Genomic DNA, 20,478 nt, shown 5'->3' with positions numbered 1-20,478 from the left:
GACTGTCCGTGAACAGCCTTTCCATCATTATCTGCGTTTTCTACCGAGGCCCATCGCTCTTTCTGCTTTAACGAGCATTTTTTGTGCGGCGCGATTTGCTTTATCAGCACCTTGGTCTAGAATCTCATCTAATTCCTCTGAGTCAATTAATTCATTGTATCGCTCTTGGATTGGTTTTAATGTATTAATAACCGCATGAGCAACACCTTCTTTAAAATCGCCATAACCTTTGCCAGCATACTTCTCTTCTATTGCTTCGATCGATTCACCTGAGCAAAGAGAGTAAATTGAAAGCAAGTTTGATACACCTGGTTTATTTTCTTTATCGTAACGAACTTCATTATCAGAGTCTGTTACTGCACTTTTCACTTTTTTCATAATTTGTTTTTCATCATCAAGCATGGAAATAAAGCTTTTTTGATTTTCACTTGATTTACTCATTTTTTTAGTTGGTTCAGCTAATGACATGATGCGAGCGCCAACTTTAGGAATTCTAACTTCAGGAATTGTGAATATATCATTATATTTACTATTGAATCGTTCCGCTAAATTTCTTGTTAGTTCTAAATGTTGTTTTTGGTCTTCTCCAACTGGTACGATATCCGTTTTATAGAGAAGGATATCTGATGCCATTAATGGTGGATAAGTTAACAATGCTGATGAGACACCCTCTTTTCCATCAGACTTATCTTTAAACTGTGTCATACGCTCGAGTTCACCAATGTAGCTCACGCATTGCATCATCCAACCTAATTGAGCATGTGCCGGAACTTCTGATTGTATGAACAATGTTGATTTATTAGGGTCGATCCCGACTGCTAAATATAAAGCAGCTAAGCTTTTAATATTCTTTCGTAGTTCTAATCGGTCTTGAGGAACAGTAATGGCATGTTGGTCAACAATACAAAAATAGCAATTGTTTTCATCTTGCATGTCTACGAAGTGTTTCATTGCTCCTAAATAATTACCGAGAGTTAACGTTCCGCTAGGTTGAATTCCAGAAAAAATTGTCTTCATTTTTCTTCCGCCTTTCGTTCATTTTTTTCATCAAAAAAAAGCCCATTCATCCCATGAAGTAGGGACGAATGGACCGCGTTGCCACCCTGTTTATTTCTAAAATAGAAATCACTCAATAATCCTCACCAATTTTTAGTAAGGGGTCTCAAGATATCGTTTGAGTTACGTCAGAGCCTACTAAGAAAAACTGTTCAGCCTGAAAGCTCAAAAGTCCATTCCTACTCGCCACATGATCTGCTCTCAGCTACCGCAGACTCTCTGAACATGTTACAGGAGAAGTACTACTCTTTATCATCGCTTCATTTGTATGAAATTTGTTAACTATTATATGCCTTTTTATATAAGAAAGCAAATTTATAAATTCGGTGGGGACAGATCCAAACAGAAAACGTTTTAGGTTGTACTAATCACTTTTTTTTTGCATAAATTGTGAGAAAGGGGGGATGTCCGTGTTAAAAAGAAAATTACAATGGATGTTACTAGCTTTTATTTTGTTTATCGGTGGGGTTATGTATGTACAATCAGATCATGAGTGGGCATTAACACAGCGAACAATGACAGAAGTGTCAGAAGGTGTTCAGCAAGGAGATAAAATGACGCCATTTCATTTAGGGAATGCTGAAGGACAAGAAGTATACGTAACAGGAAATAACAATGAAAATATGTTTCTTATATTTTTTACCTCTTGGTGTCACGTCTGTTCAGAACAATGGGAGCAGTTAGATGCAGCCAAATCTGAAGGGTTGTTAGAACACGTAAAAGTGATTCCTGTCAATTTAACAGGCTCTGAAAGAAGTGAAGGTACGGTTGCACAATATATACAGGAACTGCCAATATCAAGTGACCAAGTATTATTAGATCGTGATGAAGTGGTTCAAAAGCAATATGAAGTGGTTGGTGTACCAACGATTTTATTAATAAATGAAGAAGGTGTAATAGAGGAACGTTCTCATGGAATGATGACATTAGAGAAAATGAGAGAATCTAACTTTTTTCGTTAGGCTTTTTTCGCATAGGTTGTTGTTTTTTATAAATACAAAGAGGTGAAAGCGTTCGCCTGTAACCGATTCGAGAGATTATATTTTTACTAAAAGCAATTATCTTTTTAGAAAATAGCCTTTTGTAAATAATAGGAAAGGTGACTCATAGAAACGTTTGAGCCACCTTCGAAAAGTAGAGTTTGTTTTTAGCTTAACGAAAAGATAATATAAAATGATATACCGTAAATGATAATAAGCATGATCGATGGAACAGCATAGACTTTACTGTTTTGATTATGGGCTTGCCAATAAAGAATTGTAGCGATGAAAATGATGTTTAAAACCATGACAGCTAACGCGGTAATAGATGATACACTACTTACCGTTCCTAAAATGTTACCTTCACGGTATAAAACATCTATAAAAGCTAAGATCAATAAATTAAAGATGTTACTTCCAACAATATTGCCTATGGCTAAATTGAAGTTTAATAATTGAATGGCTACTAGTACTGTCACAACTTCAGGTAAAGAAGTTGCACCAGCAATTAAAAAACTTCCAACGAAAGTTGAAGATAAACCCGTACTATGTGCAATATGATCTCCAGCAATTGTTAACGCTGATCCTGTTACGAAAATAAGTAGCGAAGAAATGACAAACCCTATTTTAGCGTGCTTAAGTGAAATTGCTCTTGTATGATGGTCGCTTTCATTTATAGATGCAGCAGCTTCGGCATTAGTGACTTCTGATTGACCGCTTGTAATGATTTTCATGCTACCAAAATAAAAGAAAATTAGTAGGAAGGATTCTATACCGACGCCAAATATTTGAGGGCCATTAGGGATAATCATTGCCGCAAATATTAGCCCCGTTAAACCTAGACTGACCATACTCGTGATCACATGGTCGTTTTCAATAGAGGTAAGCATTTTATTCTTACGATAAATAACATCAAAAACAGCTAATATTAATAAATTAAACAAATTACTCCCAAGAACATTTCCAACCGCAATATTAGGATTATTAACATAAATAGCAGTTGCACTCGTTGTCAACTCAGGTAACGATGTTGCACCTGCAAGTAAAATCGTACCTACCATCATTCCGCCTAAAGACGTACGCTTGCTCAATACATCAGCATATGTAGAAAGCCTTACTGCTAATACGACTGTAATGATCGCAGCTAAAAGAAAAATTAAATAAACCATAGCCTTACTTCCTCTCCTGTTTTCAAACAAAAATAGACCTTCTTATGAAACAGTCCTCAAATAGAGGTCTCATTTCATAAAAAGGTCTTGCGTCCTTTGAAAAGTCAAAGTTTAATGAACCGAGCAACATATGTGCTGCTGAAGTGACGATTCATTAGCCTATATTAAATGGGTAGAGAAGATAATATAGGTAGCTACTCCCCTTTTTACATGTTGTTCAAATATGACAATTACATTCTGTCTATTGAACTGTATTGTAAAGGTTGTTTTTGTATGATAAATCTAATTTATCATGGAGGAGGTAAACCGTCAAATGTATTCTATGGAAAAAAGACAGCACGACATCTATGTATTAAGATGCTGGCTGCCCCTTTTGTTTATATTGGTGACGAACTTCATTTATTTGTTCGTCTAATCGTTTAATTAAACGTACGGCTTTTGCTTCTTCTATATTTTTGTAGTGGTGTAAACCATCTGGTTCTTCATCAGCCTTATCAGCATAGGCGACAACTTCTTGTAAAGGTTCAAGGTTTAATTCTCCTGAAGGCAAATAAGAGTCAGTATGAAGAAGGATCGCTAAGGCAATTTTTTTCGCACTTACAGGTTCTTCTCCTAAACGAATTAATAGCTTATGCGCACGTTCTGCCCCTTTTATTGCATGAATGTCATTTTCTTTATATAATTCGTAATCCCATTTACCGTCTCGATACCAATTATAGTGTCCGATATCGTGTAAAAATGCTGCTTTGACTGCTAAATCCGGGTCAACACCTTTTTCTTTTGCATAATCAAATGCATAATAAGCAGTTGAAATGGCATGAGCTAATCCTGATCGTTTTATATATTTTTGGGTAATAGGATGTTGGTAAATTTCAGATAATGATAAACGCTTCATTCTCATTTCCTCCTTATTATAAAAGTCAAATGATTTAAAAAAGTATATTGTTCAATATTATATTGACTTCTATAAAGCAAGTCAAACATTTTTTTAGGGTTATTTATCATAGGCTCTGTTAAAGTTAGTTGTTGATTTTCGTTATTATAGTTGGATGCTTGCCGCGGGCACGACCTCAACTTCTCTGAACTCGTAAATACTCGTTAAGAGTGATTTTCGGTTCGTGCTGTTCCCGCAGGCGTCACCACCTGCCATTCCTCAAATCCCAAGATATCAACATTGAGCTTTAACACAGCCTTATCATAAGATAATTTGTTGACTTTCTTACTTTTTCATCTTTTAAATACAAGAAACTAAGCCACTTTTTGTAGTTTTTTATGACTTTACTAGGAATTTTGAATTTTTTATGAAGTTCCTCAAAAATTATCGAACAATTTTTCTTAATTCAATGTTAAAGTATGAATATAGATTAAATAATGGAACGTACCGATCGTTTAGAACAACAGTTACCAGCATATTGGTTGTCCATTTTAGACAACTTAGAAATACAGAAAAAGAAAAGGTAGTGAAAACAATGGGGAAAAAAACGTTTTTTTTATCAATGGTTGTAGTTTTGTTTAGTACACTTGGTTTCTTTTCGGTGGTAGCTCAGGCAGATGGTGAAGACAATGAAAAAGCTTTAACAGTAGGAGCACATGTGACAAAAGAAGTGCAACTTCAAACACGTGAGTGGCCAGAGAGAGTAGCTAGGTTTGTTTTTGACTCAGGGTATACGTTTGAGTACCCGGATGCTGTCCGTGGGATCTATGTAACTGGACATTCAGCTGGCGGAGCTAGGTTCAATGATCTTATTAACCTTGTTGATACAACGGCTTTAAACAGTATGGTTATTGATATTAAAGAAGACGATGGCTATTTAACGTATCGACCAGATGAGGATTCACCTTATTTTGACATTTCTCAACGAATGATTTCAGACCCAGAAGCGATGATGAGTACTTTAGAGGAACATGAAATTTATCCAATTGCTCGTATTGTTGTATTTAAAGATACGTTACTTGCTGAACAGCGACCAGATCTATCTTTTAAAGACAATGGTCAAGTATGGAAAAACAATCGTGGTGAAGCATTTACAAACCCATTTCTAGAAGAAGTTTGGGAATACAATGTCGATATGGCGATAAAAGCAGCTGAAATGGGCTTTCAAGAAATTCAGTTTGACTATGTTCGTTTCCCAGAAGGGTTTGAACGCCGTGATGATATTTTAGATTATGAAGTAGGTAATTATACAGATGGTGACGATAATGTTCAAAAGCGTGTTCAAGCTGTTACTGATTTTGTGAAGTATGCAAGAGAGCGCTTGGAACCTTATGATGTTGATGTATCTGTTGATATTTTCGGATACACTGCAACATTACCTGAGGCACCTGGAATTGGTCAAAATTTTACGAAGATCTCAGAAAATGTGGATGTCATTTCCTCAATGATTTACCCAAGCCATTGGACATCATATTTTGGGATTGATAAACCAGATTTGTACCCTTATGAACTCGTTACAGAATATGCAAAGGTAGAAAATGCGAAATTAGCTGAATTAGATGATCCACCAGTATCTAGACCGTGGATTCAAGATTTTACAGCATCCTATTTAGGAGCAGGAAATTATTTAGTATATGGTGTTGATGAAGTTGAAGCACAAATTCGCGCTCTTTATGAAAATGATATTGACGAATTTTTATTATGGAATGCAAGAAATCGTTACACTGAGGGCGTCGACTATTTAGTTGGAAAAGAATAAGTTAGATGAAAAAAGGGTTGTCACTTTGATGGTGACAGCCTTTTTTTGTATTACAGCAAAGTACGTCGTCGCAGTCCCTTTTATCATAAAGAGCGATAATACCGCCAGGTTACCGACTTAGAAGCTACTTCCTTTCCACATGATTTTTATGAAAATGAGCAAGATAATAACCAAACGTGTGAGTGATTGAGAGGAAACATAAGGGATTTTAAAGCTCACACTTACTGCGACTGTTAACGAATGATGACGATGATTAACCAAGTAGTACGAGGAATTACCCACATTTAACAATATGAATTCTTCACATATAATAAAAGTAGAAGCTTTGTCCCGATTGATTAAGGGAAAAGTAATGGTACGTAGCAGAAACTGGAGGTCATTAAATTAATGAATTGGTATGAAAAGTTAAATCAATATTTTCCGATTGAAGAAATGAAATCACAAGAGCACATGGAGCTATTACTCAAAGAGAAAAAGAATATTTACAAAAAAGATGAAGGACCAAACCATGTATTAATGTACGTTGAAACGAACGATTTTGTTTTTATTGATTATTTATTCGTGTCAGGTAAAGCTCGAGGTCAAGGAATTGGACGAAAGCTTTTAAATAAAATGAAGAAAAAAGGTAAGCCGATCATTCTTGAAGTAGAACCCATTGATTATGAAGATACAGATACAGAAAAGAGACAACGCTTTTATCATCGAGAAGGGTTTAAGCATGCTCAGTCGATTGGATATCGCCGTCGTTCCTTAGATACTGGTAAAATTAATGAAATGGAAATTTTATATTGGTCACCGACCAACGAATCGGAAAAAAGTATTTACGAAAAGATGCGTCACACGTACGAAACAATTCATACGTATAAAGATGAGGAGCTTTACGGGGAATCATATGACGATCCTGAAAAAGTATTTACATTTGACCCGGATAAGACCTCTGATAGTGAGCAACCTAATGCGTAATGTGTTTCCGTCTGGCGATCTGCTAGACTGTTTATAAATTCTTTGTTCATTCATTACTTTCTAAGTTGTCTAAATCAAAACACTGAAAGGAGCGTGTTTTGTGTGAAGGGCAAAGCAAGAAAGAAAAGAAAGAAGAAGTTGTTATGGAAAGATTTATTGAAGCGGAAGTGGGATGAAGTAAATCGAGTCCCGAAACAAGGGCCGGTTTCTCACTCAAAATCGATTGCCTGACGGAACAAAAGCTGCCTTGTATGTTAGATGCAAGGCAGTTTTCTTATACTTTAAGAATTTTTAACTTTGCTAAAGGATTAAAGTAACTGCAGGAGCAACGACGAGCAATACTTCTTCGAACTGCTTCGAGCTGCGACGAGTAACCGCAGGAGCACTCTTTACCTGCGACGAGCAAGCGTAGTGGCGCAGGAGCACTGTTTATCTGTGACGAGTAATCGCAGGAGCACTGTTTATCTGCGACGAGTAATCGCAGGAGCACTGTTTATCTGCGACGAGTAACCGCAGGAGCACTGTTTATCTGCGACGAGTAACCGCAGGAGCAACGAGCTGAAGATCCATTTAGGCGAAGAGTTGTCGAGCCTAAGTTAGCTGAAGACAAGAACTCGGGAAAGCGTCCGTCTGAAGTGAAGTTCACGCTCAGCATTAGGAATTTCCCATCTTATTTTGAGTTATGAAATTGAATAACTTAATAGAAAAATGAAACTTTTATTGAGAATGAACGTATTAAATAATAATTGAGATTAAATTCATGTTTATCGTTTTAATTTAATGGGTAAAGCTTAATGAAGCGACTAGACTATACATATTTAGAGAGACAAACTTTTTTTTATGCACCTCTACTCAAATTATAATAATTATAGTATAATAAAGATTGTTGCAAACATCATAAACACTGATATTCACATACATGTCTAGTCAGAAGATCATTTTCGGAAGGGAGAATCGGTTCATGGTAACATTATTTACATCACCTAGTTGTACTTCGTGCCGCAAAGCAAAAGCTTGGTTGCAAGAACATGGTATTGAGTTTGTCGAAAGAAATATTTTCTCAGAGCCATTGTCAGTAGAAGAGGTAAAAGAAGTAGTTCGAATGACAGAAGATGGGACAGATGAAATTATCTCTACACGTTCCAAAGTGTTTCAAGAGTTAGATGTGGAATTAGACGCAATGCCTTTGCAACAATTATTTCAGTTAATAAGTGACCATCCTGGCCTTTTACGCCGTCCGATTATTTTAGATGAAAAGCGAATTCAAGTCGGTTATAACGAAGCAGAGATTCGTCGTTTCTTACCTAGAAAAGTGCGTACATTCCAGCTTCAAGAAGCTGCAAAGAAATTAGTGAATGAATAAAATCGTGTACATGACAAGCTTAACATTTTGCAATTTGTTGTCTTTGAAAGAAATTTACTACTGTTATAAATAGGGGAATTACTTATAAAGTAGGAAAATAATTTAGAGGCTGTCTAACAAGTGTCTAGTTTCTTCTGAACCATTAGAAAAACTTGACACTTATTTTTAGACAGCCTTATTGTTATTGTTTTTTATTACGGCTGAAGCGAAGCGTGTGGAAAAATTCAATTCCTTTTATATGATTGATTGCCCAACCAATAAATAAAATGAAAGCAATAAGCAGGTAAATAAACATCCCGTTTGAAAGCCCGAGTGAATGGATCCATTCTTGGATGACTTGCTCATGTAGAATCATTTTTGCTGCAGTATACACTAAGATAGCTGATCCTATATAAATAATAAATGGAAACTTTTTCATTAAGAAAAGAATAATTTTACTCCCCCAAATGATAATGGGGACAGAGATTACAAGACCAATTAATGCGATGAGACCATTACCTTGTGCAACGCCAGCAATAGCTAATACATTATCAAAGCCCATGACAATATCAGCAACTACGATGGTTTTAATGGCATCTCTTACTCTTGGCTTGCTGGAAATCGAATGCTCTTCTTCAGCTGAAACTAACAATCGGTATGCGATCCATAAAAGGAGGATACCTCCAATGGACATTAAATATGGGATTGCTAATAATTCAACTGCAACAAGAGTGAGAACTCCCCGTGCTGCAATAGCGAGAAGGATCCCTAAAACGATTGCTTTATTTCTTAAATGTGGAGGTAAATTTCGGCAAGCGAGAGCAACAACAATCGCATTATCTCCACCCAAAATAATATCAATCCCGATAACCATTAATAATTGTGTAAGGAATTCTGAGCTCAAAGGTTGATTCCCCCTAAGGTCTACAATTAAAATATTAATTAAGAAGACAAATGAATTTTTTGTACAAGGACTTCATTTATATATATACAAGCCTTTCTGGTAATAGAACATTGATCTTTGAGTAAAACTAGTTTATACTGTCTGAAAACTGATTTTTAAGTCGTGAAAAACAAGGGAGAGATCGCCAAATTAGGTGAAAGCAAAAAATCTTTTTAAACCTTGAATGGACTTATTTTATTTAAAAAGGTGGCTTTATTGTTTACTAAAAATCGCTTAAAATAAGAGTATAACTAAAAGAGATGACGGTTAATGTACAGTATTATTGGGTATTAAGAAATAATACGTATTTGAGAAATTGTTCTCTAAGTTTTAAAGACTCGAGAAAGGGTGAGAACAAATGGAAATTGAAAGAATTAACGATTCTACTGTGAAGTTTTTTATTACGTATAACGACATAGAGCGTCGAGGATTTGATAAAGATGAAATTTGGTATAACCGTGAACGTGGAGAAGAATTGTTCTTCGAAATGATGAGTGAAGTAAATGACCAGGAGAATATTGAGATCTCAGGGCCATTATGGGTGCAAGTTCATGCAATGGATCAAGGTCTAGAAGTCATTGTGACGCAAGGTCAAGTTAATGACGGTAACGTAAAACTTGAAATCCCACTCGATGATGAAAAGGATGAAATGCCTGTGGATAATAACATTGTCGATATGTTAGACAGTCAATTTACGAATGATGAGAATGATCTAGATACAGATTCTTCTCTTAGTGTTGTTATCGGTTTTAACGATTTGGAAGATGTCATCTCTCTCAGTCATTCCTTTAATGAAGATGTAGATACTAGCTTTTATTCATTTGAAAATACGTACTACATTTTTGTAACATTAGATGAAAAGTACAGTGACGAAGAACAAGATAATTTATTAAGCCGTATGCTTGAGTTTGGCTATGAATCGGATATTACAATTCACCGCATTCAAGAATATGGTAATACAATTATTGCCTCGGATGCTTTAACAGAAATCAGAAAACAATTTGCTTAATTTAACGACTGGTCCTAAATGATTAAGGATCAGTCTTATTTGTTTTGGCTCGTATATGACAGCTAATGCAGCGTGAGATTATTACATGCAGTGAAGAAGGTTTATTTGACAGTTTGAAGAAAGATAGTATATATCTTTATATAAGGAGCAATGTGTCTAAAAGGAGATTATTTATGCTTAAGCGGATACAGATCACTGTTTTCTTAATTATTATTTCGTTTTTATTGTATATCACAAGAGGATATTGGGAGAACTGGCTCGTCGGTGGAGTGAGTATTATTTTCTCACTCTCTGCTTTTTTTATCGCCCTGGTCATATTCTTGGAAAATCGAAACCCGACAAAAACAGTTACTTGGCTGGTTGTTTTAGGTACTTTTCCGATTGTTGGATTCTTCTTTTATTTAATGTTTGGGCAAAATCATCGAAAACGGAAGTCATTTACCAAAAAGGCGATTCTCGACGAACAAGCGTTTTATAAAATAGAAGGGAACCGTCCATTAGATGAATCGAAATTAAATGAAATGAGAGACCATCAGCAAAAGCTATTTCGTCTAGCTCATAAATTAGCAAACAATCCAGTCTCATTTCAATCAGATACAAAGGTGTTAACTGATGGAAAAGAAACATTTACTCATATAAAACATGCACTAAGAAAAGCAGAAGATCACATTCATTTAGAGTACTACATCGTTCGTGATGATGAAATTGGTCAAGAAATAAAAGACATATTAATTCAGAAAGCAAAAGAAGGGGTTGTTGTTCGGTTTTTATTTGATGCTGTAGGTTGCTTTAAATTAAATAAATCTTACATTTATGAATTAAGAGAAGCAGGGGTCCAAATGGTACCATTCTCACCTGTAAGGTTTCCGATTTTCACGAACAAAATTAATTACCGTAATCATCGTAAAATTATTGTTGTTGATGCAAAGTATGCCTTTATTGGTGGATTAAATATCGGTGATGAATATTTAGGGAAGGACCGTTACTTTGGGCATTGGAGAGATACACACTTGTTAGTACAAGGAGAGGCTGTTAGAAGTTTACAGCTCATTTTCCTTAGAGATTGGCATTATGCGACGGGAGAGGCAGCCTTAAAGCAAAGTTATTTATCTCCGAGTTTACCAATTGCAAAAAGTGAAGGCGGCGTACAAATGATTGCAAGTGGACCTGACACCAGGTGGGAAGTCTTGAAGAAATTATTTTTTACAATGATAACTTCTGCAAAAAAATCCATTTGGATTGCATCGCCATATTTTATCCCCGACGATGATATGTTAAGTGCAATTAAAATTGCTTCTTTAAGTGGTATCGATGTTCGCATATTAGTACCAAGCCGTCCCGATAAAAGAATCGTATTTTATGCGTCTCGTTCGTACTTTCCGGAACTGCTAGAAGCAGGAGCGAAAATTTACGAATACCACAGAGGTTTTATGCATAGTAAGCTCATCATCGTTGATCATGAAATAGCGTCGATTGGAACTGCGAATATGGATATGAGAAGTTTCCATTTAAATTTTGAAGCCAACGCATTTCTTTACCGTACACGAAGTGTTGAATCGTTAGTTAGTGATTTCGTGTACGATATGGAACATTCGACGGTCATTCGTTATGATGCGTTCAAAAGACGTTCATTTGCACACAAATTAATCGAATCAACTTCAAGGCTGTTATCACCACTTTTATAGTAAAAAGACTGTCTCATTAATGGATATCATTTTGAGGCAGTTTTTTTACACTATAAGCGTATAAAATTTTAGCTAAGAAGCAATTTCGACGTAGTGAAAATTTTTATGTGTATAGTAAGGCATACCGGCTAAAGACCAGACGTCCTGTTGGAACGCCGGTGCTAGCACATCCTGTGCGTCGGCTCCTGCGGTTACTCGTCGCAGCTCGAAGCATAATCAAGGAGTATAGCTCGTCGCAACTACGCCTCTGTCTTCGCCTTATAGGCTCGCCAATCGGGAAGTTTTCTTTATACTATCAGAATTTATAAATTTATGGTCGATAGTAAGTGCTCCTGCGGTTACTCGTCGCAGCTCGAAGGGATTTCGAGGAAGCCGATACTCGTTGCTCCTGCGGTTACTCGTCGCAACTCGGCGTTTAATCATAGGAGTTGAGCTTGTGGCAACTAAGGCTTACTTCCACAGGAGGTGGTGGCTTCGGTGTTGATCACAGGACGTGATCGACTTTAGCCGAAGTTCCTTATTTAGACTTGCACTAAAGCATAAGAGCTTCTATGTAAGCACACTTCGCTTACTAAGAATCTCTTTAACGAAAAGCCAAGTTTTGTTTATTGTCATGCTTGAACATACGTTCGTGTTTTTGTAATATATAACTAAATCGAATTGGAGGTGTTATATGAGACATGTTTTTTGCAGTGCATCAACACGCGAAGATGGTTCACCTACGTGAAAAGCATTGGACTGAAGATGAATTGCGTGAGTTAGAGGCGATCTCTCCTTTTTGTTGTCCTATATGTGAGGATAGACTCATATTAAAACTTGGTGATAAACAGGCGTGGCATTTTGCTCATATATCGAACTCGTCGTGCAGTTTAAATCGAGGCGGTGAATCAAAAGAACATCTAGATGGAAAATTGGAGCTCGCGCACTGGTTAGAAATACATGGTTACTCACCAACGTTAGAGAAATATTTTCCTCACATAAAACAACGGGCAGATGTATTCGTCAATATAAGAAATCAGCCAATTGCTTTTGAATTGCAAAGATCGGCAATACCAATAAAAGAACTGATAAATAGAACGAACGAATATGAAATTTACAATATAAAACCGATATGGGTCGGTTTTCAATCAGAATCTATACAAAAACATTCAATTGTTTTTCCACGTAACACGTTACATCATCACTTCATACAAGCACACCCTCAACTTTATTCACTATACTTAGATCCTAAAAAGAAACGGTGGATCGTTTTATCACGGTTTAGATATATAAACTCCAAAAAAATGATGGCCTATCCAATTGAGTTAACGTATTCAATAAGCCCACTTAACCTCTTCACATTGTCACTCTCTACAGGAAACACGGTCACCTCTCCTCATAAATATGATATCAGTTACCTTGAATCTTGGAAAAAGGAGATTATGAAAAAGCGAACGAAAAGATATTTGTCGCTGTCAAAAGCAGAAGCGTTTGTGCTACCACTATTTTTACAGCATCAGCTAAATTTAAATTATGTACCTGCACTTTGCTGTCTTCCGTTAAAATCAAACTTTCTCTTTACGACAGCTCCTGAGTTATGGCAATCGCATCTTGTATTAAATGTTATTAATCGTACACCTATAAATAGTCAATTAACCATATCAAATATTATAAATAATTACGTAGAGATCTGTGAAGATGGCCCGTTTTTAATGGCTGAGATTGGTGTTCACATTAAAGATATGCTTCGTAAAACAATCACTGAATATTTTGATGTGCTTTGTCATTTTCATGTCTTAAAAAAGTGTTATATAGGCGTTTACATGATTAAGAAACATATAACCGTAAATAAATCATTAGATACTTTAATACATGACGATGCATTTGTCCAAAAGAAAATGGAAATGATATTTCACGAAACAAATGAAATTTATTTCGAGTACAAAAATATTTTTTAAAAATATAAAGGAGATTGCTGTTTTATCACGAAATATTGTATTGGAGCAAAATAAACTCTAAAAAATTCGAATATTTGGAGGTTTTCTTATGGCAAATCAAACGGCATCACTACCAAAACGTGATGAAATTCCAAAAGAGTTAACATGGGACTTAGAAGATATTTATGCAACTGATGATGATTGGGAGAAAGAATTCCAAGAAATCAAAGATATGCTACCGAAGCTAAAAGAGTTTAAAGGTAAGCTTGGAGAATCATCAAAAACGTTATATGAAGCACTTCAATACCAAGATGAAATCTCGAAGAAACTTGGAAAGCTTTATACATATGCTCGTATGCGTTATGACCAAGATACGACTAACTCTTTTTATCAAGGTTTAAATGACCGTGCAAGTCAATTACTTTCACAAGTAACGAATGCAGCTTCTTTTGTGACTCCAGAACTTTTAGCTATTCCTGAAGAAAAGATTGCTCAATTTTTAAAAGAGAATGAGGATCTAAAGCTATATAAACATACATTAGAGCAGTTGAACCATCAGCGTCCCCACGTATTGAGTGAAAAGGAAGAAGCGTTACTTGCTCAAGTAAGCGAAGTAACGAGTAATCCGTCAAATACGTTTGGAATGTTAAACAATGCTGATATGAAGTTTCCGAAAGTAAAAGATGAGGACGGAAATGAGATTGAAGTAACTCATGGTAGGTATCTTCGTTTCTTAGAAAGCAACGACCGCCGCGTTCGTGAAGAAGCATTTAAAGCAGTTTATGATACGTACGGAAAATATAAAAACACGTTCGCAAGTACGATTAGTGGTAATGTAAAAAAGAATTTATTTAATGCGAACATAAGAAATTATGACTCTGCTCGTCAAGCTGCTTTAAGTAAAAACAATATTCCAGAAGTCGTATACGACCAGCTTGTTGATACAGTGAATGACCATCTTCATTTATTGCACCGTTACGTAAAAATGCGTAAAAAAGCATTAGGTGTTGATGAGTTACACATGTATGACTTATATACGCCACTTATTAAAGATGTTGATATGAAGGTAAGTTATGAAGACGCGAAAGACCTTGTTTTAAAAGGAGTCAAACCATTAGGTGATGAGTACGTATCGATTGTTGAAGAAGGATTTAACAACCGTTGGGTTGACGTAGAAGAGAACGTCGGTAAACGTAGTGGCGCTTATTCTTCTGGGGCATACGGGACAATGCCATACATCTTAATGAACTGGCAAGACAATGTAAACAACTTATTTACGTTGACACATGAATTTGGTCACTCTGTTCATAGTTATTATACGAGAAAATCACAGCCATTCCCTTATGCGAACTATTCAATCTTCGTTGCTGAAGTTGCATCGACGTGTAATGAGGCATTGTTAAACGACCATATGTTAAACGTAACTGATGATAAGCAAAAACGTTTATACTTATTAAATCATTTCTTAGAAGGATTTAGAGGCACTGTTTTCCGTCAAACTATGTTTGCTGAATTTGAGCAAATGATGCACGAAAAAGCAGCAAACGGTGAGCCTTTAACACCAGATCTACTAAGTGATATGTATTATGACTTAAATAAAAAATATTTCGGTGATGATATCGTCATTGATGAAGAGATTGCATTAGAGTGGGCACGTATCCCACATTTCTATATGAACTTCTATGTTTATCAATATGCGACTGGTTATAGTGCTGCAACAGCTCTTGCAAAACAGATTTTAGAAGAAGGACAGACAGCTGTAGATCGTTATATTGATTTCTTAAAAGCAGGTAGCTCAGACTATCCGATTGAGGTGCTTAAAAAAGCGGGAGTTGACATGACATCTTCTGAACCGATTAAACAAGCGCTTTCTGTATTTGAAGAAACGTTAGATGAATTAGAGAGCTTAATATTTGAATAAATGTAATTTGTTAAGGGCACCAATTGATGGTGCTCTTTTTCATGTCTTTGAGTGGGAAATTAATGAGAGTGGTAATATATTGGTAGCTAGGTGAAGAAAAAGTTGAAGAGAAAGGGACTCATGACGTTCGTAGATCCCCCCTCTCTATAACGATGGTTCGTGCATAGTTTTATCGCTTCTGCAATCGTTGCAACCCTTTAAAACGATGTCTTCCGTTGAATAACTGGATCGTATACATTATTGAGATGAGAAGGAGCGGAAGTGCGATTAACTTGGGAAAAAGGTTCATTAAACTTAGTAAAGAAAAATAAAAACTAATAATGACACCGATAAAACCAATGCTGTATTTAAAGAACATAAATAAATCCCATTCCTTCATATAAGATTAATAAAATGCAATTAAAAATGACTGTAAAGTGTTATCATATTCATATACATATGCAAATGATTGTCCTTTAAAACAAAAAAATAACAGGCTATATTGTGACTTCTTTGTGAAAGGTGGGGAGGGGGTGTAGATTAGTGAAATTAAATTTGGTATATTATAATTGTGAAACAGATCACATACCCCCTGCATATTTGATCTTGTTTTAAACCCTTCTTAAAATTTTGTCAATATAGAAGAAATCAGGTTCTGTACCTGATTTCTTCGCATTTTAGCCCGTATGATACAAAAAAAGAATGACCTCCTAAGGTCACTCTATATACTATATTAATCAAGGTAACGCCACAGTTTACCGTATTTAACGAGAACAGGCTCTACTTTTTGTTGAATTTGTAGTCGCTTCATTTCTTTCGATACTTCTTCCATTGTCATATCGAAGACGACAGAGATCTCTTTTTCGGCTACTAATGTGTAGAACTTTAAAAATTGTTCAATTGAAATCGGTGGACACTTTTCCGGTGTTTTTCCTAACATATCTTCTAAAATATCAACGTATACGTTGTAATCGTACAATCCAGGTACTTTTAATCCAGGCTCATCAACGTCATCATTGAAAAAGACGAGTGTTGGTACGGAATTAACATCCATTTCTTTTGTTGTTTTCACGTCACATTTGAATGCTTTTGTCGCACTTGCTGAATGTAGGTCGTCTTTAAATTCATTAACATCCATTCCTTTCGTTGCTTCTGCACATTCAATAAGTACCGTTTCATTTGCAATATTTTTCTTGTGAACAAAAAGCGCTTCTCGTAGACGTCTTAAATATTTCGACCCGACAGCCTTTCCTTGAAGTTCTGCTGCTTTAATACCAATCATTGCAGAGTATGGTGTAATTGGCTGGTTTTCATGCCAAACATCCCCGTCACATATGGCATTCCGGTACGATTAGCTGTTTCATCATAAGATTGTGCCATTTGCTTGAAGTGAGATAGATGCTTAGGTTGGTTCAAACATTTAATTTCATTTCCAAGCAATGTACGGATTGTAAAATAGGAAGAATACTCCATTTGTAATTTTTTTATAATTGGTTCAAGTGCCCAACACTCAGGGCATAAAGGATCAATAAACATATATATTTCAATCGGCTTCTTTTTTATCGGATTGATATAAAATGACGCAGGTTCTTTCGGACAGCAAATTCCTAATTTATCGTCACACACGAATGTTTCGTTTTTTGTACTCATGTTGATCCCTCCTTTTAGAAAGAGAGCGTGATTACTCTTCTGTATTAATCATATGCTGCGCCGTTTGTGTCAGACGGTCAAACAGGTGAGTGCGGACTGGATCTTTAATGTCAACCTCAACTAATGCTTGAGCCATGCATGAAAGCCACGACTCAGCCCTCGTTGGTGTTATTTTAAATGGCATATGTCTTGCACGTAACATAGGGTGCCCATGTTCTTCTGAATATAAAGGTGGGCCTCCTAAAAACTGTGTTAAAAACTGTTTTTGTTTTCTAGCTGTTTCAGTTAAGTCATCTGGAAAAATAGGAGCTAAATCAGGATGCTCAGAAACAAGTTGATAAAATGTGTCTACAAGTTCTGACAACTTTTCTTCTCCAATGAGGTCATAAGGTGTTTGCTCATTACTGTAATACATAAGGAACTCCTTTTATATGCATGCAATTGCATACTTTGAAATGATTTAATAATAATTTATATCTGAAAATGTATTTTTATTGTAGCAATCCTTTTTGGTCGCTTCAACTAATGAGGCTTGCCATCACTATCATGGTTTTTAATAAGGGTAATAACAATATGACATCATACATTTATTAAAAGTAAAATACCACTAATATGACTTATTGTTTTAAAATAACATAAAAAAAGCAGTCTCAAATAGTGGGAATCACTGAGACTGCTTTTAATTGTTATACAAAAATAGATGAGGAAAGGTTTCGATAAGTGTTTAGCACTTTCGGAACATAGTTTTTTGTTTCTTTAAATGGCGGGATACCACCATATCGGTCGACATTACCAGGTCCTGCATTGTAAGCAGCAAGAGCAAGTTGAATATCTCCGTTATATCGATCTAACATTTGTTTTATATACTTCGTTCCACCTTCGATGTTTTGCTTAGGGTCAAAAACATCTTGAACACCTAATCCCTTTGCGGTTATCGGCATTAATTGCATTAATCCTCTTGCTCCGGCATGACTCACTGCTTGAGGACGAAACCCTGACTCCTGCTGGATCACAGCATAAATGAGTTTCTCATCAACACCATATTTTTTTGAAGCTTCTTTAATATATGGCATAAAAGATTCTCCACGAGAGGAGCTTGTACTAGGCAGTGAGTTAGTTACTTTTGAATTCGTGATCGGTGACTTTGTATGACTTTCTATTGTATTATGCTTTATTTGCTTATGAAAGAGTTGATTAAAAGTAACATCGACTTTACTTGAATTCATAAGTGAGTTTGATTTTTTTTCACCTAGTGAGCGGAGGATTTGCCACTGATAGTAATCTTTAAATCCAGAAATGTTCATTGAATAAGCTCACCTCATTTATCATGAATATCTTTCTTTATTTTCTCTTCAAAAAAGCGTCGGATTTTATTTGGGGTAGGTCGTATAGGGATATCACATGTCGCAAGTATTGTATTAAAAGCCTGTTTCCCTGGCTCTGCTTCATTACACTCAAATTCCAGTTCATAATCGGTAATGTCGAAATACTTGCTCTGATCTAATACAAGGAGACCGCCTTCAACTTCTCCCTCCATCCGGATCGTTGTTAACTCTCCTAAATAGTTGAAATGAATGTCATTTCGATTTAGGAGAGCTTGGATTTGGTTGAGTACATCCCCTTTTGGGATACTGCCTGAATGTACTGCATTTTCTTTTTCTATTCCTGTTAAAGACTGGTGTGTTTCTAATAATCCTTCTTTATGTGGCTGTTTAAAGGTTAAGACGTACTTTCCTGATTTTTCGCGAATCCGTAAAGCACTTCCATGTTCTTTTAAAGACATTTGTTCATCATCGAAATAAAAGTTCGTCTGTATCTTTTTATCTGATAATACCTCCGAATATTTATCACATAACAAAACGTATTCTTGTTTTGTTAGGAGGTTTTTAAATTCAATTTCAATTTCTTGATTCATTTTTTTCACCTTCTATAAGACAATCTCGTTTCTATTATTCCATAGCTTATCATGAATAACAATGTACAATAATGTAGGAATTTTGTCTGGTTTTTTGTTCATAAAGTCATCAGTTTCTATTTCCGATAAAATATAGTTGTATGGTAAACTGTACGTGGAAGAATCAATGTGGAGGTAGAGAAAATGAACCAATCTTGGATAGTAGAAGAATTAAATACTTCAGAAGAAAAAATCGTAGCAAAAGCAAAATCAAAGGAAACAAAAGATTATTTACATACGTTAAAGCCAGCAGGTCAAATGCTTGCTGATTCAGATCGCGAAACGTTTGTTTATTTGCTTGAAGATGAAGAGGCGTTTGCACACTTACGTTTTACAACGTCCACATGGGAAACACTTGCTGCACATAGAGAGCAAGAAAACGAAGTCGTCCTTGTTCTAGAGCATGATGATGGAAACGTTGAAATTACCCTTGACCAGTTTTGGGCTGAAATCGGCTATTTAGTTGAGAATATAAAAGGGAATAATAACTACGGTGAGGACATGGTCCAAGCGGTTGAAAATATGTTTTTTAAATAACATACAATACATAATAATTAACTAAGCAGGTGGTGATTTCGTTGAAAGACTGGGATGTGATGCTTGCGCCATACAAACAAGCAGTCGATGAACTTAAAATTAAATTACGTAGTGTACGAGAACAGTATCAGCTCTCGTCTAAACAAACACCCATTGAATTTGTTACCGGACGTGTGAAACCAGTCTCAAGTATATTAGAAAAAGCGAAACGAAAGAACATCCCACTAAACGAATTAGAAGAGCAGATGCAAGACTTAGCAGGAGTAAGAATTATGTGCCAATTCGTTGGTGATATCGATACAGTAGTTGAACTAATTCATGAACGTACAGACTTTGAGATTGTTGAAGAAAGAGACTATATAAAGCATAAAAAGCAAAGTGGGTACCGTTCTTATCATGTTGTATTAAGGTACCCTGTTCAAACGATTGATGGAGAAAAGCAAATTTTAGTAGAACTACAAATACGCACATTAGCGATGAACTTTTGGGCTACAATTGAACATTCCCTCCAATATAAATATGGAAGGGATATTCCTCCTCAAATTGAAGAAAGGTTAAAAAGAGCTGCCGAAGCTGCCTTTCAATTAGATGAGGAAATGTCACAAATTCGTGGTGAAGTACAAGAAGCTCAACAGATCATTTCAAAAAATCAAGAATCATTAAGGAAAAAGTAGGTGTGGA

18 protein-coding genes, 1 pseudogene and 1 other annotated feature are annotated in these 20,478 nt (G+C 35.8%); of the genes and pseudogenes, 11 read left to right on the top strand and 8 right to left on the bottom strand.

What is annotated here, in order from left to right; genetic code table 11:
• Window positions 1-27: 27 nt before the first annotated feature.
• A complete protein-coding gene (trpS, locus tag LGQ02_RS14005) occupies window positions 28-1,017 on the bottom strand; it encodes a tryptophan--tRNA ligase (RefSeq protein ID WP_226514975.1) in 990 nt (329 codons plus the stop codon).
• A 57-nt stretch (window positions 1,018-1,074) separates the two neighbouring features.
• Window positions 1,075-1,321 (bottom strand) — a binding site (T-box leader).
• A gap of 145 nt (window positions 1,322-1,466) precedes the next feature.
• Here trpS and LGQ02_RS14000 point away from each other — a divergent pair.
• Window positions 1,467-2,018: a TlpA family protein disulfide reductase gene (locus LGQ02_RS14000; protein ID WP_226514974.1), complete on the top strand. Its 552-nt coding sequence runs from the start codon at window positions 1,467-1,469 to the stop codon at window positions 2,016-2,018.
• Window positions 2,019-2,203: 185 nt separating this feature from the next.
• On the opposite strand, the gene LGQ02_RS13995 is transcribed toward LGQ02_RS14000, so the two are convergent.
• A complete protein-coding gene (locus tag LGQ02_RS13995) occupies window positions 2,204-3,205 on the bottom strand; it encodes a sodium:calcium antiporter (RefSeq protein WP_226514973.1) in 1,002 nt (333 codons plus the stop codon).
• 352 nt (window positions 3,206-3,557) lie between these two features.
• Entirely contained in the window at window positions 3,558-4,100 is a 543-nt protein-coding gene (locus tag LGQ02_RS13990) for an HD domain-containing protein (RefSeq protein WP_226514972.1), read from the bottom strand.
• A gap of 574 nt (window positions 4,101-4,674) precedes the next feature.
• On the opposite strand from LGQ02_RS13990, the gene LGQ02_RS13985 reads away from it, so the two are divergent.
• The 4 genes from LGQ02_RS13985 to spxA all read left to right on the top strand — a co-directional run bounded on the left by LGQ02_RS13985 (window position 4,675) and on the right by spxA (window position 8,224).
• Window positions 4,675-5,898: a putative glycoside hydrolase gene (locus LGQ02_RS13985; protein WP_226518322.1), complete on the top strand. Its 1,224-nt coding sequence runs from the start codon at window positions 4,675-4,677 to the stop codon at window positions 5,896-5,898.
• Window positions 5,899-6,285: 387 nt separating this feature from the next.
• On the top strand, window positions 6,286-6,861 hold the full coding sequence (locus LGQ02_RS13980; RefSeq protein ID WP_226514971.1) for a GNAT family N-acetyltransferase: 576 nt from the start codon (window positions 6,286-6,288) through the stop codon (window positions 6,859-6,861).
• 102 nt (window positions 6,862-6,963) lie between these two features.
• A complete protein-coding gene (locus tag LGQ02_RS21330) occupies window positions 6,964-7,092 on the top strand; it encodes a hypothetical protein (protein ID WP_264183983.1) in 129 nt (42 codons plus the stop codon).
• A gap of 730 nt (window positions 7,093-7,822) precedes the next feature.
• Window positions 7,823-8,224, top strand: coding sequence for a transcriptional regulator SpxA (gene spxA / locus LGQ02_RS13975; RefSeq protein WP_226514970.1), 402 nt, complete (start codon window positions 7,823-7,825; stop codon window positions 8,222-8,224).
• 181 nt (window positions 8,225-8,405) lie between these two features.
• Here spxA and LGQ02_RS13970 read toward each other — a convergent pair whose 3' ends face one another.
• Window positions 8,406-9,107 (bottom strand): TerC family protein, encoded by a 702-nt coding sequence (locus tag LGQ02_RS13970; protein WP_226514969.1) that lies wholly within the window; start codon window positions 9,105-9,107, stop codon window positions 8,406-8,408.
• A 397-nt stretch (window positions 9,108-9,504) separates the two neighbouring features.
• Between LGQ02_RS13970 and mecA the strand changes: the two genes are divergently transcribed.
• From mecA to pepF, 4 genes are all read left to right on the top strand, one after another.
• Window positions 9,505-10,155, top strand: a complete 651-nt coding sequence (gene mecA / locus LGQ02_RS13965; RefSeq protein ID WP_226514968.1) for an adaptor protein MecA — start codon at window positions 9,505-9,507, stop codon at window positions 10,153-10,155.
• A 173-nt stretch (window positions 10,156-10,328) separates the two neighbouring features.
• Window positions 10,329-11,840: a cardiolipin synthase gene (gene cls / locus LGQ02_RS13960; RefSeq protein ID WP_226514967.1), complete on the top strand. Its 1,512-nt coding sequence runs from the start codon at window positions 10,329-10,331 to the stop codon at window positions 11,838-11,840.
• 680 nt (window positions 11,841-12,520) lie between these two features.
• On the top strand, window positions 12,521-13,777 hold the full coding sequence (locus LGQ02_RS13955) for a competence protein CoiA (protein WP_226514966.1): 1,257 nt from the start codon (window positions 12,521-12,523) through the stop codon (window positions 13,775-13,777).
• Between the two features lie 88 nt (window positions 13,778-13,865).
• Window positions 13,866-15,677, top strand: coding sequence for an oligoendopeptidase F (gene pepF, locus LGQ02_RS13950; protein ID WP_226514965.1), 1,812 nt, complete (start codon window positions 13,866-13,868; stop codon window positions 15,675-15,677).
• A 712-nt stretch (window positions 15,678-16,389) separates the two neighbouring features.
• Here pepF and LGQ02_RS13945 read toward each other — a convergent pair.
• The 4 genes and pseudogenes from LGQ02_RS13945 to LGQ02_RS13930 all read right to left on the bottom strand — a co-directional run bounded on the left by LGQ02_RS13945 (window position 16,390) and on the right by LGQ02_RS13930 (window position 19,221).
• Window positions 16,390-17,306, bottom strand: a pseudogene (locus tag LGQ02_RS13945) (ClpXP adapter SpxH family protein).
• Between the two features lie 31 nt (window positions 17,307-17,337).
• Window positions 17,338-17,721: a globin domain-containing protein gene (locus tag LGQ02_RS13940; RefSeq protein WP_226514964.1), complete on the bottom strand. Its 384-nt coding sequence runs from the start codon at window positions 17,719-17,721 to the stop codon at window positions 17,338-17,340.
• 271 nt (window positions 17,722-17,992) lie between these two features.
• On the bottom strand, window positions 17,993-18,610 hold the full coding sequence (locus tag LGQ02_RS21395) for a lytic transglycosylase domain-containing protein (protein WP_319003466.1): 618 nt from the start codon (window positions 18,608-18,610) through the stop codon (window positions 17,993-17,995).
• Window positions 18,611-18,624: 14 nt separating this feature from the next.
• Window positions 18,625-19,221, bottom strand: a complete 597-nt coding sequence (locus LGQ02_RS13930; protein ID WP_226514963.1) for a CYTH domain-containing protein — start codon at window positions 19,219-19,221, stop codon at window positions 18,625-18,627.
• Window positions 19,222-19,404: 183 nt separating this feature from the next.
• Between LGQ02_RS13930 and LGQ02_RS13925 the strand changes: the two genes are divergently transcribed.
• Window positions 19,405-19,797 carry a UPF0738 family protein gene (locus LGQ02_RS13925; protein WP_226514962.1) on the top strand — a complete coding sequence of 131 codons (393 nt, stop codon included), beginning with the start codon at window positions 19,405-19,407 and terminating at the stop codon, window positions 19,795-19,797.
• Window positions 19,798-19,838: 41 nt separating this feature from the next.
• A complete protein-coding gene (locus LGQ02_RS13920) occupies window positions 19,839-20,471 on the top strand; it encodes a GTP diphosphokinase (RefSeq protein ID WP_319003465.1) in 633 nt (210 codons plus the stop codon).
• Window positions 20,472-20,478 lie beyond the last annotated feature (7 nt).

Source organism: Bacillus shivajii (assembly GCF_020519665.1).
GTDB lineage: Bacteria > Bacillota > Bacilli > Bacillales > Salisediminibacteriaceae > Bacillus_CA > Bacillus_CA shivajii.
Note: the sequence above shows the minus strand (reverse complement) of the source record. Positions and strands in the feature narration are given on the sequence as shown.

Excerpts from the sequence above, each read along its gene's own strand:
- pepF (WP_226514965.1), top strand. The coding sequence starts at position 13,866 with ATGGCAAATCAAACGGCATCACTACCAAAACGTGATGAAATTCCAAAA.
- LGQ02_RS13985 (WP_226518322.1), top strand. The coding sequence starts at position 4,675 with ATGGGGAAAAAAACGTTTTTTTTATCAATGGTTGTAGTTTTGTTTAGT.
- LGQ02_RS21395 (WP_319003466.1), bottom strand. The coding sequence starts at position 18,610 with ATGAACATTTCTGGATTTAAAGATTACTATCAGTGGCAAATCCTCCGC.
- mecA (WP_226514968.1), top strand. The coding sequence starts at position 9,505 with ATGGAAATTGAAAGAATTAACGATTCTACTGTGAAGTTTTTTATTACG.
- LGQ02_RS13980 (WP_226514971.1), top strand. The coding sequence starts at position 6,286 with ATGAATTGGTATGAAAAGTTAAATCAATATTTTCCGATTGAAGAAATG.
- spxA (WP_226514970.1), top strand. The coding sequence starts at position 7,823 with ATGGTAACATTATTTACATCACCTAGTTGTACTTCGTGCCGCAAAGCA.
- LGQ02_RS13930 (WP_226514963.1), bottom strand. The coding sequence starts at position 19,221 with ATGAATCAAGAAATTGAAATTGAATTTAAAAACCTCCTAACAAAACAA.
- trpS (WP_226514975.1), bottom strand. The coding sequence starts at position 1,017 with ATGAAGACAATTTTTTCTGGAATTCAACCTAGCGGAACGTTAACTCTC.
- cls (WP_226514967.1), top strand. The coding sequence starts at position 10,329 with ATGCTTAAGCGGATACAGATCACTGTTTTCTTAATTATTATTTCGTTT.
- LGQ02_RS13995 (WP_226514973.1), bottom strand. The coding sequence starts at position 3,205 with ATGGTTTATTTAATTTTTCTTTTAGCTGCGATCATTACAGTCGTATTA.
- LGQ02_RS13955 (WP_226514966.1), top strand. The coding sequence starts at position 12,521 with ATGTTTTTTGCAGTGCATCAACACGCGAAGATGGTTCACCTACGTGAA.
- LGQ02_RS13925 (WP_226514962.1), top strand. The coding sequence starts at position 19,405 with ATGAACCAATCTTGGATAGTAGAAGAATTAAATACTTCAGAAGAAAAA.
- LGQ02_RS13990 (WP_226514972.1), bottom strand. The coding sequence starts at position 4,100 with ATGAAGCGTTTATCATTATCTGAAATTTACCAACATCCTATTACCCAA.
- LGQ02_RS13940 (WP_226514964.1), bottom strand. The coding sequence starts at position 17,721 with ATGTATTACAGTAATGAGCAAACACCTTATGACCTCATTGGAGAAGAA.